Genomic DNA, 12,026 nt, shown 5'->3' on the forward strand with positions numbered 1-12,026 from the left:
TGTTTATTTTGATAATTTAACTATTTATGTGTTGTTTTCTATAAAGTGTTATCTGGAATATTATTACTTGCATGATGTTGTTAGTAATAAAAACTACTATATTAAAATCTAATTCAGGAAAACTTCATAGTTATTAATCTGGTGAATGACTTCCAAAAGGTCTTCATTAATATTAATATGATGCTTCATCGATACAACTTCCAAAACCGATTGGTCTTCGGGATTCTTTATAAAGAAATTAAGTTTTTGCTCGCCTTGGTTCTGAATCAGTTTTTCTTTAAAGAAATCAATATCTGTTTTGCGTAAAGAATCTAAAGGAACTACAATAGACAAACTCTTTGCAAATCTGTCAAAGGCTTCTTTCAGTTCCAGAACTTCATTCACATTGACAAATACACGTCCGTCTTTTCCTTGTGAGAATTTAATTTTCATAATCACAAACCGTTGCACCTCCAATTTGTCCTTTAGTCGCATGTAATCACGATCGCCCAATCGGAAAGAGTAGGAGCCTGTGTAATCTTCCAGCATTACAAATGCTACTTTTTCTCCGCTTCGGAAACCATCTGCCACACGATATTCTGTGATCAAGCCGGCAACTGTATATTCTTTTGTGTTATCTTTTTCATTCTGACGGTCTTTCCAACTTTTCTTTTCTTCAAAAAGTTCTGGTGCTTTTGCAGGAAATGCCAGGTCTTTGAAAGCCTCTACTTCATCCAGATTCAGGAAATTGAAATTTCCCTTTGGTTCTGCTTTTTTTCCGGATTCTTCGATGATTTCATCTTCCAATCCCACTTCGTCAGAAACAATGATATCTGGAACGTCTTCGTCAGGCGTACTATCTGCTTCAAGAATTGGAATTACCTCATCCAAAACAGGAATGTCATCTTTTTTCTCATCAAGGATCGCTTTTTTAGAAAGAACACCCTGCATGAATTTGAACTGATATTTGAACTCGTCCAAAGGATGCGCCGACAAATAGAACCCGATGATTTCTTTTTCTTTGTTGAGCTTATGCATATTCGGCCATTCTGCGCAAGGCAAAAGTTTTGGTTGCTCGATCTGAACTTCCTCGGCGAAATCTGCAAAAAGAGAATTTTCCATCTCATTTTTGCTGTCCTGGAAACTCTGTCCGTAACGCGAAAGTCTTTCGATATTAGTTCTTCCGGAGGCATCAATATCGAAATATTGTCCACGGTGATAGGTGTCCAGTTCGTCAAAAGCGCCTGCAGTAACCAAGCTTTCCGCCACTCTTTTATTCACTTGCGCAGGCGGAATCCTTTCAAAAAAGTCATAGATGTTTTTAAATCTTCCGTTTTGTCTGATTAAAGCAATTGCTTCACTCGGACCTTCGCCGATTCCTTTGATAGCACCTAATCCAAATCGAATCTGTCCTTTCTCATTTACAGAGAATTTATACTGAGATTCATTCACATCAGGTCCTAAAACGTCCACACCAATCGCTTTGCAATCTTCCATAAACATTGTGATAGAAGCGGTGTTATTAATATTATTACTCATCACACTTGCCATATATTCGGCAGGATAATTGGCTTTCAGATAAGCGGTTTGATAAGCGATCCAGGCGTAACAAGTCGAGTGGGATTTGTTAAAAGCATATTCTGCAAAGGCTTTCCAGTCATTCCAGATTTTCTCCAATCTTTCCTCATCAAGGTTATTTTTCCTTCCGCCTTCTATGAATTTCGGGTACATTTTGTTCAGAACTTCGATCTGTTTTTTACCCATCGCTTTTCTCAAAGTATCGGCTTCACCTTTGGTAAAGTTGGCCAGTTTCTGAGACAAAAGCATTACCTGCTCCTGATAAACCGTGATTCCATAAGTTTCCTCAAGATATTCCTTAGTTTCCGGTAAATCGTAGATGATCTCTTCGGTTCCATGTTTTCTATTAATGAAATTCGGGATATATTTAATAGGCCCCGGACGATACAATGCGTTCATTGCAATCAAATCGGCGAAAACGGTTGGTTTCAGTTCCCGCATATATTTTTGCATTCCAGGACTCTCGTATTGGAAAATCCCGATTGTTCTTCCTTCTTTAAATAGTTGATATGTTTTTGCGTCATCGAGTGGAATTTCATCCGGATCGATATCAATTTCGTGGCGTTCTTTTATGAGCTTTACGGCATCTTTGATAATGGTCAAAGTCCTTAATCCAAGAAAATCCATTTTCAGAAGACCCGCATTTTCCGCTACCGAGTTATCAAACTGAGAAACCAAAATATCAGCATCTTTCGCAGCAATCGTAATTGGAACCAAATTACTAACTGGTTCCGGCGTGATGATCACACCACAAGCGTGGATCCCTGTATTTCGGATACAGCCTTCCATTTTTTTAGCACTTTCCAAAACCGAAAATCTGGAATCATCTGAGTTTGCAAGAATATATTTCATTTCATCAACCAATTGTTGATCTTCCGGTTTCAGCTTGTCATATTTTGAAAGCGCTTTTGCAATGTTCATTCCAGGACTTGGCGGGATCAATTTTGCAATCATATTGGTTTCCGGAATTGAAAGATCTAAAACCCGACCTGCATCCTTAATCGCCGATTTTCCTCCCAAAACAGAATAAGTGATGATCTGGGCGACCTGCTCCTGACCATATTTATCAACCACCCATTTGATAACTTTATCCCGTCCTTCATCATCAAAATCTATATCGATATCCGGCATAGAGACCCTTTCCGGATTAAGAAATCTCTCAAAAAGGAGATCATATTTAATGGGGTCAACATTGGTAATTTTAATACAGTAAGCAACAGCAGATCCGGCTGCCGATCCACGACCTGGACCAACCGAAACGCCCATGTTTCTGGCTTCATTACAAAAATCCTGAACGATCAAAAAGTAGCCAGGATAACCTGTATTAGCAATAACTTCCAGCTCAAAGTCCAGACGTTCCTGTATTTCTGGTGTGATCTCGGGATAGCGTTTTTTTGCGCCTTCATAGGTCAAATGTCTGAGATAGGCCATTTCGCCGCGTTTTCCACCATCATTCTCATCTTCCGGATCTAAAAATTCTTCCGGAATATCAAACTTCGGAAGCAAGACATCACGCTTCAAAGTGTAAGGTTTGAACTTCGCCAAAAATTCCTCATAAGCTTCGAAAGCGTCCGGATAGGCAAGGAAAGCTTCTTTTAATTCATCTTGGTTTTTGATGTAATATTCGTTGGTAGTCAAGCCTTTTCTCTTTCCAAAACCCTTTCCAATCGGAGTTGACAGTTTTTCGCCATCTTTGATGCAACCCAAAATATCCTGGATATTCGCATCGTCTTTATTAGTGTAAAAAGTCTCGTTCTGAGCCAGGATTTTCACATTGTATTTATCAGCAAACTGAAGCAGAACTTCATTCAAATGCTCTTCCTCAGGCAGTTTATGATTCTGGATCTGAACATAAAAATCATCACCAAATTCCTCTTTCCACCATTGGAATAATTCTTCACCTTTTTGTTCCCCGATATTTAAAATCGTATTAGGAATGTCACCATTAATTCCAGAAGTTAGTGCGATCAGTCCTTCTTTATATTGAGAAATTAACTCGCGGCTGATCCTCGGAACGCCGAAATAAAATCCTTTTTGAAAACCAATACTTGAAAGTTTGATGAGGTTTTTATAACCGTTAAAATCTTTTGCCAGCAAAACCATTTGTGTCCGTCTGTCCGGATCATCTTTGGTAAACTGCTTTTGCTCGTATCGGTTTGATATGAAAAATTCACAGCCAACAATGGGGATTAGCTGATCTGTATTAGGCTCCTCTTCATTGAAAGCTTCTCCTTTTTCTTCGGCTTCCTGTTTTTTAGCCAGATATTCCTTATGTTTTTTGATGCGCCCGGCATTGGTGTCTTCCACTGCAGAAACGAATTTGAAGGCACCCATCATATTTCCGATATCCACCATTCCAACAGCGGAATAATTCTCTTCGGTTGCTTTTTTGATGAGGTCGTTGATGTTGGTGGTCGCCGTCAAAGTCGAGAAAACACTGTGATTATCGAAATGGAAATATTTCCCCAGATCAATTTCATCAATGCTTCCAAAATCGGTTTGTTTTTTCTTATTGTTAAAGCTCGCAACCTGTCTTCTGATGACGATTCCGAAAGGTCTGATCGGATTCGGATTAAAAGTTTGAAATTCTTTTAATTGAGTTTCAGAGATTTTTAGGATGTCAGTTGGAATCACGCCGATCCTCATCATTTCGAAGAAAACCTGAGCCGTTGCGTTGACGTCGGCTGCTGCGTTGTGAGCCTCATCAAATTTGTGTCCGTATAGTTTTTCGTAAAGTTCCTCCAGCTTCGGCGATTTATATTTTCCGTTTCGTCCGCCTGCCAACTGACAGTAATCTGTTCCCAGGATCATCGTGTCAGCTTTTGGTTTTTCCTGGAGATTATCTGTGATTTGTTTTCGGAAAAATTCTGCACCAACGATATTGTAATCGAATTCCACATTGTGTCCGGAAACGACTCTTACGTTTTCCAAAGCCTTAGAAAATTCAACCAAAACTTCTTGTAAATCACGACCTTCCTCATTAGCTATTTTAGTTGTAATGCCGTGGATTCTCGCTGCATTAAATGGGATATCATAACCTTCCGGTTTGATGATGTAATCCTGGTTTTCGATCAAATTCCCGTTATCATCATGAATCTGCCATGCAATCTGAACCATTCTTGGCCAATTGTCTGAATCTGAGAGTGGTGCGTTGAAATTTTTAGGTAAACCGGTGGTTTCTGTATCGAAAACTAAGTACATCTACATTGTAATTTGGTGTAAAGTTAAGGTTTTAAACAGACAAATAAAATGCTTTAGAAGTCCGATTTTGTTAATTCTTCATAAAAAAGTTAATCCTGGTTAAATGTATTTTGGCAGTCCTAATTAAATTTATTTTTGATGAAAAATTAGCCCTTGAGAATATTTTTATTTTCTTTTATTCTACTCATTTCACAACATTTTTATTCTCAACAAATAATTGGAAAAATCGTGTCCGATTCTGTTGTGGTAAATCAGGTTTTGGTAATTAATATCAGTTCTCAGGAAAAAAAATATTCCAATTCTTATGGTGAATTCTCGATTAATGCAAATATCGGAGATGAAATTCGATTTATCAAAGATGGTTACGAGAGGAAAAATATTGTTGTCAAAAATCAGGAAAATTTAATGGTTAATTTAATAAAAACTGTTATTGAAATTGAGGAAGTCGAGGTTAAAAGAAAACTGACTGGCAATCTTGCAACAGACTCAAAATTATTAAATGAAAGTAAGAAAAAGGTTGCTCTTAATAACGACCTGAAAGTCTATTTTAAAACGAAATCCAGTGAAGAATTAATGAATCCAAGACAAGGCGAATTTGTACAGCCGGTTGGACAGGGTATCACTTTTGGAAAGATTGATAACAAATGGACGTTGTCAGATCTTGCAGAATGGATCAGGGAAAATATGACGGATGATTATTTCCGATCATTAGGACTCAATTCTCAGGAAATTAATTCTTTTATTTTCTATTCTCTTCAAAGCTTTGGAACAAGAAACATTCTAAAATATGGCTATTGCACTGGCGAAGATATTGGGAATTTGAAACTCCATTTTGAAATTTCATTTAAAAAATTCAGAAATAAATAGTTATCGATTTTAAAACTGGTATGAAATAAGTATTTTTTTATCTTTGTAAAAATATTTCTGATGAAAAAAATATTTATTATAAGCGGTTTCTTTTGTCTTTATTTTTCTAATGCTCAAGAATTTAAAAAACAAAGACTGAATAACGAGAAGAAATTGGATCAATATTTCCTTAAAAATAATGATCGATATTCTGAAAAAGAAAAAGAAAATCTTAAAAAAAATCTGGCTGGTTTTGCTGGAGAAATTCCGCTTTTTTATTCTATCGAAGAAACCAGTGCCAATGCTACAGCCAATATAGATGAGCTACAGGCAGGAACTGTTTCCGGTATCTCATCACCTGTTACAGGAAACGGCGTCAAGATCACTATTTTTGATGCAGGGAGAATCCAGGATACACACGAGCAATTCACAACCGGCAGAGCCGTGAATAAAGAAGCTTCAACAGAGGCCAAACATTATCATGGAACCAACGTCAATAGTCTTCTCATAGGAAATGGTTTGGCGACAGGAAATTTCACACAAAGCAGTGTTGCTTATCCAAAAGCCAATGCCAAAGGGATTTTGCCTCAGGGAACTACTGATAATTATATGTTTGCAACAACAGCTTTGGGGAATAATTATCAGAAACTTGCGACTCTGCCAGATCTTAATATTTCTAATCACTCTTATGGCGTCAATGTCGGTTGGCAGCTTTCCGGCACCAATACTTACTATTGGATTGGAAATTATGAATTGAATCATCAGGACACCTATTCGGGGGCTTATTATGAGAATGATTATAATTTTGATAAGATCGTCTATTCTCAACCTCAACAGATTATAGTTAAATCAACGGGTAATTATTACGGCGTTGGACCATCTGCGGGTTCTACAAAATATAAATACAATACGGCTACCAGCAGCTGGGTTCTTTTTGCGGCCGGTGATGAGATTCCACCAGCAAATTGCAGCCAGGGATATAACTGTATCGGTTACGGCTCATTAGCGAAAAATATTATCGTTGTTGGTGCTGTTAATCAGTTACCGGGAAATCATAAATACACACAATCGACAGATGTGGTAAAAGGCAGTTTCAGCAGTGCAGGTCCAAGAAAAGATGGTGCTGTGAAACCAGATCTTACTGCAGTTGGTGTTGATATGATTATGGCCAATTATACGACTGCAAATCCCAATGCAACCAATTTATATGTCCTGAATTACGGAACTTCTTATGCGGCACCAATAGTTACAGGAATTGCCGGAGCACTTACTCAGATCCAAAGAAACATCTCCGGAAACAGTAGTTTTATTTTTAAAGCTGATGAGATGAAAGCTCTATTGACACATACTGCAAACGAAGCAGGAAGACCAGGTCCGGATGTGTGGTACGGCTGGGGATTGGTAGATGCAAAAAAAGCGGCTCAGGTTTTAGTTAATAAATTAAATGAAGACGCTTATTTCGAAAGAAGCAATCTGCAATCCGGAGTCAGCTTTACCAAAGAAATCAAAGCAACGGCAACAGAACCTTTAAAAGTCAGTATTTCTTGGGTAGATCCTGCAATTGCATTTTTTACAAGTGATATAGATCTTCAGCAAAATCATAGTTCAAGAATTGTGAATGACCTCGATCTCAGAGTAGTGGAGGTGGGATCCGGAACTGTTTATTATCCTTGGAAACTTGATGTCAGCGATCCGAATGCAAATGCAACGAAAGGTGACAACACGGTTGATAATGTCGAACAGATCGTGATTGATAATCCAACGGCAGATGCAATCTACAGAATAGAGGTCAGCAATAAAAATTCTTTGGTAGATCAGGATGGAAACCCGGCAACACAGGATTTTGCCTGGGTAGCAACAGGAACCAAAAAGAGAACATTGGCTTCTGATAATATGATTAAAGATGAAATCAAGGTCTATCCAACACGAACTAAAGATCTCATAACAATTGAAGCTCCGTCCGAAGTAGAAAGAGTTGCTGTTTTTGATATGAACGGGAAATTAATCTTGGAAAACTCCAAAGCTTCAAAATCACAGACGATTAGTTTAGGTAAATTCCCAAGTTCAGTTTACATTCTTACTGTAAAAACAAAATCAGGAACTGTATCTAAGAAAATTATTAAAGAGTAAAAAACTTTAAAGCCATAACATAAAAAAAGACACCAATTTGGTGTCTTTTTATTTTTATAAAATCTGAAATTATATTGTAGATAATCTCATTGTATTTGTTTTTCCGCCGTTGTGAACAGGCATTGCGTTTAGGTTGACAACATAATCGCCTTGTTCTACAAAACCATAATTATGAGTCAGCATATTAACCTGGATCACAGTTTCATCGGTAGATTTTTCCATATCATAATAGAACGCTCTTACACCCCAAAGCAGATTCAGCATTGTGATAACACGTTTATTATTACTGAAAACAATGATGTGGGAAGATGGTCTGTGTGCAGAAATCTGGAAAGCTGTGTAACCAGAAGCGGTCAAAGTGATAATAGCCTCGGCTCCGGTAGATTTTGCAACATCTACTGCAGAACGACAAACTTTATCAGTAATGAAACGTTCATCAACACAATTGATTTTTTCTTCGATCACGTGATTCAGTTTTGAGTAAAGTGGCGTTTTCTCTATGTTTTTTACAATTTTTGCCATATTACTTACAACCTCTACAGGATATTTCCCAACAGATGTTTCTCCGGAAAGCATTACTGCATCAGCACCGTCCAGTACAGAGTTGGCAACATCATTTACTTCTGCTCTTGTAGGCGTCAGGATATTGATCATCGTCTCCATCATCTGTGTTGCGATGATAACTGGTTTAGCGTATAATCTTGCTTTGTTTACAAGATTTTTCTGGATCACCGGCACCTGCTCCATAGGAACTTCTACACCAAGATCTCCTCTTGCAACCATAAGACAGTCACATTCCATCAGGATTTCATCAATATTTTTAACACCTTCAGGCTTTTCAATTTTTGCAATGATAGGCGTTTTGGTTTTATTGGTTGGATGTTTCGCCATCAATTCTTTCAGGTCGATAATATCCTGAGCGTGACGAACAAATGATAATGCGATCCAGTCAAATTCGTGATCTAACATGAAATTAGCATCCTCAATATCCTTTTCTGTAAGAGCAGGAAGAGAAACGTTTGTATTAGGAAGATTTACACCTTTTTTAGAACTTAAAGGTCCGCCTTGTATTGTTTTTGCTTTTACTGTATCTACGTTATTGGTTTCGATAACTTCAAAAACCAATTTACCATCATCAATAAGGATTCTTTCACCAACTTTTACATCTTGAGGAAACTGCTGATAAGTCATATAAACTTTGGTAGCGTCACCTTCCAGTTTTTCATTTGTGAAAGTCAGGATGTCTCCAGGATTAAGGAAAGATCCTTCTTTTACAACACCAACTCTTAATTTTGGACCTTGAAGATCTCCCAGGATCGATACAGAGTATCCATATTCTTTGTTGATTTCACGGATTATGTCAACATTTCTCTTTACCAAATCGTAATCGGCGTGTGAGAAGTTTATTCTAAATACATCAACACCAGCTTGGATCATTTGGATCATCGTTTCCTTACTGGAAGAAGCCGGACCTAGTGTTGCAATAATTTTTGTTTTCTTAAGGTTTTTATTCATAATATTGAATTAATTGATAAAGTTCTTCTTCAGAACTCAATGGATATTCCTGAATTTGAAATACGAAATTTTCCGGAAGCAAAATTAACGAAAAATCTCCAAACATATCGGATTTACTTAAAATGTAATCTGCATCTTGGTGTACATTTAGTAAAAACTTAACATTTGATTCATCTGAAAAAAGCTGATTTTGTTCTTTTTTCTTGATTGAGAGAATTGATTTGTTGGAAATGAAATTATAACAGTTTTTAGTAAAACGATCATAAGCCTGATAACGGGAAAAAAAATAGTCAAAATAATCACCTTCGATTTTAATATCTTCGATTCTTGTAAAATCAAAAAGATTCATTTCATTGATGATAAAAAACAATTCGTGTTCCGGGATTGGTTTTGCCAGTCTAATCAATCCTATGGAGATCTCTGTATGATCTTCTTCGAGTTTAAGATATTGTTTTTTGACTTTCAATGATATTTTCCTTTTTACTCAAGACATAAAAAGCTCTTTGAGCCGCTTTTTCTTCTGCTTTCTTTTTAGAAGTTTCTACTGCATTAGCAATTCTTTCATTGTGAAGCCAAACGTGACAGCGGAAGACTGTGACTTTATTTGGCTGAAACTCTTCGCAGGTTTCATACTTGATAGGAATCTTTTTCTTTTGACTCCATTCCAGCAAAAGACCTTTGTAACTGATGATTTTATTTTCCAGTTTATTGATGGTAGAAGGCGTAAGAATCCTGTCCAAAACTATTTTCTTACAAAATTCATAATCAATATCCAGATAGAGCGCACCAATCAAAGCTTCCAAAAGATTCCCAGAGATGTTTTCACTAAGGATGGTCTGGCTTGTATCAGCTTGCAAAAGAGAACTTAATTTAAGATCTTCTCCTAGTTTATTAAGGTTTTTCCTGTTGACAATCTTGGATTTCATCTGCGTGAGAAATCCTTCGTTTTCATTCGGGTAGGTTTGAAAAAGATGACAAGAAATAATGGTTCCTAAAACAGAATCCCCTAAAAACTCTAGACGTTCGTAATTTTTTTTATTCGTGCTTTTTGAAGAAGACTTTAAAGAAAAAGCTTCTTTAAAAATTTCCAGATCGTGGATGTTATAGCCAACGATATTAGAAATGTTTTTGCGAAAAAGAATATCTTTTTCCGAAAGTTTTTGTGCTCTGTTTTTAGGAAGGAATTTAGAAAAATAATTTTTCAACTCCATAAAAACATATTATATTTTTTTGAAAAGAACGCAGGCATTATGACCTCCAAAACCAAAAGTATTACTCATAGCGATGTCAACCGTTTTTTCAACCGCATTATTGAATGTGAAATTCAGTCGTGGGTCAATGTTTTCGTCGTCTGTAAAATGATTGATCGTTGGCGGAACAATACCGTGAATAATTGTGTGTAATGCAGCAATTGCTTCAATAACTCCCGCCGCTCCCAGAAGGTGGCCTGTCATCGATTTTGTAGAATTGATCTGAATATCAAAAGCGTGTTCTCCGAATAATTTTGCAATTGCATTAGATTCTGCGATGTCTCCCAGTGGAGTAGATGTACCATGCATATTGATATGATCTACTTCATCGGCAGTTACACCGGCATCTTCCAGGCAATTTTTCATTACCAGATAGGCGCCAAGTCCTTCAGGGTGAGGGGCTGTCATGTGATAAGCATCAGCACTCATTCCGCCACCGGACAATTCTGCATAGATTGTTGCACCTCGTTTTTTTGCGTGTTCGTATTCTTCAAGAATGATACATCCTGCGCCTTCGCCTAAAACAAATCCATCTCTGTCTTTGTCAAAAGGCCTTGAAGCTGTTTTTGGGTCATCATTTCTTGTAGAAAGTGCGTGCATTGCGTTGAAACCTCCCATTCCGCTGGCTGTTACAGCAGCTTCTGACCCTCCGCAAACAATAACATCTGCTTTGCCTAAGTTAATAAGCATTTTAGCATCGATCAAAGCATTGGCAGAAGAAGCACAGGCAGAAACGGTTGTGTAATTAGGTCCGTGGAAACCATATTCTATAGAAATATTTCCAGGCGTAATGTCCGCAATCATTTTTGGAATAAAGAAAGGATTGAATCTTGGAATGTTGTTGGAAGCTGCCCAACCCAAAACTTCTTGTTCAAAAGTTTCCAGTCCGCCGATTCCGGATCCCCAGATAACACCAACGCGGTTTTTATCAACATTGTCTTCAATAAGTCTGCCGTGAGCAATAGCTTCTCTTGCGGCAATCTGCCCAAACTGAGAGTTTCTATCCATCTTTTTTGCTTCTTTTTTATCGAAATAATTAAGAGCATCAAAGTTTTTTACTTCGCAGGCAAATTTAGTTTTGAAATTAGTGGAATCAAAAAGAGTAATCGGGGCAGCGCCACTTGCACCTATTTTAATGCTTTCCCAGTATTCTTTAGCGTTATTTCCAACGGGTGTAATAGCGCCGAAGCCGGTTACAACTACTCTCTTTAATTCCATAAATTTTTTTGTCTTGAATAAATATTATTTATTTACAACTTCTTCGATGTAAGCAATAGCGTGACCAACAGTTGTAATTTTTTCTGCTTGATCATCTGGGATCTGGATGTTGAATTCTTTTTCGAACTCCATGATAAGTTCAACAGTATCCAAAGAATCAGCTCCCAAATCGTTTGTGAAGCTAGCTTCTGGAGTCACTTCTGTTTCTTCAACGTCAAGCTTATCAGCGATGATAGCTTTTACTCTTGATGCAATGTCTGACATAGTATTTTATTTTTAATTATGTTAATTTGGTGCAAATATATAAAA

The 12,026-nt window shown here is 37.2% G+C and carries 8 protein-coding genes; 2 read left to right on the forward strand and 6 right to left on the reverse strand.

Features of this window, described 5'->3' with window-relative positions:
- Positions 1 to 108: 108 nt before the first annotated feature.
- Positions 109 to 4,758, reverse strand: a complete 4,650-nt coding sequence (dnaE, locus tag ACFJGY_RS05495) for a DNA polymerase III subunit alpha (protein WP_379968901.1) — start codon at positions 4,756 to 4,758, stop codon at positions 109 to 111.
- 228 nt (positions 4,759 to 4,986) lie between these two features.
- Here dnaE and ACFJGY_RS05500 point away from each other — a divergent pair, with 228 nt between their 5' ends.
- Both ACFJGY_RS05500 and ACFJGY_RS05505 read left to right on the forward strand, forming a co-directional pair.
- Entirely contained in the window at positions 4,987 to 5,625 is a 639-nt protein-coding gene (locus ACFJGY_RS05500) for a hypothetical protein (RefSeq protein WP_379968903.1), read from the forward strand.
- 60 nt (positions 5,626 to 5,685) lie between these two features.
- Complete coding sequence (locus tag ACFJGY_RS05505; protein WP_379968905.1) at positions 5,686 to 7,734, forward strand: S8 family peptidase; 2,049 nt, start codon at positions 5,686 to 5,688, stop codon at positions 7,732 to 7,734.
- Between the two features lie 69 nt (positions 7,735 to 7,803).
- Here ACFJGY_RS05505 and pyk read toward each other — a convergent pair whose 3' ends face one another.
- The 5 genes from pyk to ACFJGY_RS05530 are packed head-to-tail and all read right to left on the reverse strand — an operon-like array spanning position 7,804 to position 11,981.
- The gene (gene pyk / locus ACFJGY_RS05510; protein ID WP_379968907.1) at positions 7,804 to 9,249 is read right to left on the reverse strand and encodes a pyruvate kinase; all 1,446 of its coding nucleotides are present in this window, start codon (positions 9,247 to 9,249) and stop codon (positions 7,804 to 7,806) included.
- The gene (locus ACFJGY_RS05515) at positions 9,242 to 9,715 is read right to left on the reverse strand and encodes an IPExxxVDY family protein (protein ID WP_379968909.1); all 474 of its coding nucleotides are present in this window, start codon (positions 9,713 to 9,715) and stop codon (positions 9,242 to 9,244) included. Before ACFJGY_RS05515 ends, pyk begins: the two co-directional genes overlap by 8 nt.
- On the reverse strand, positions 9,690 to 10,460 hold the full coding sequence (gene rnc / locus ACFJGY_RS05520) for a ribonuclease III (RefSeq protein WP_379968911.1): 771 nt from the start codon (positions 10,458 to 10,460) through the stop codon (positions 9,690 to 9,692). The genes ACFJGY_RS05515 and rnc overlap by 26 nt, the downstream gene beginning before the upstream one ends.
- Before the next feature lie 9 nt (positions 10,461 to 10,469).
- On the reverse strand, positions 10,470 to 11,717 hold the full coding sequence (fabF, locus tag ACFJGY_RS05525; protein ID WP_379968913.1) for a beta-ketoacyl-ACP synthase II: 1,248 nt from the start codon (positions 11,715 to 11,717) through the stop codon (positions 10,470 to 10,472).
- Positions 11,718 to 11,741: 24 nt separating this feature from the next.
- Positions 11,742 to 11,981, reverse strand: a complete 240-nt coding sequence (locus ACFJGY_RS05530) for an acyl carrier protein (protein WP_002976354.1) — start codon at positions 11,979 to 11,981, stop codon at positions 11,742 to 11,744.
- Between the last annotated feature and the right edge of the window lie 45 nt (positions 11,982 to 12,026).

It is taken from the genome of Epilithonimonas sp. UC225_85, assembly GCF_042695135.1.
Lineage (GTDB): Bacteria > Bacteroidota > Bacteroidia > Flavobacteriales > Weeksellaceae > Epilithonimonas.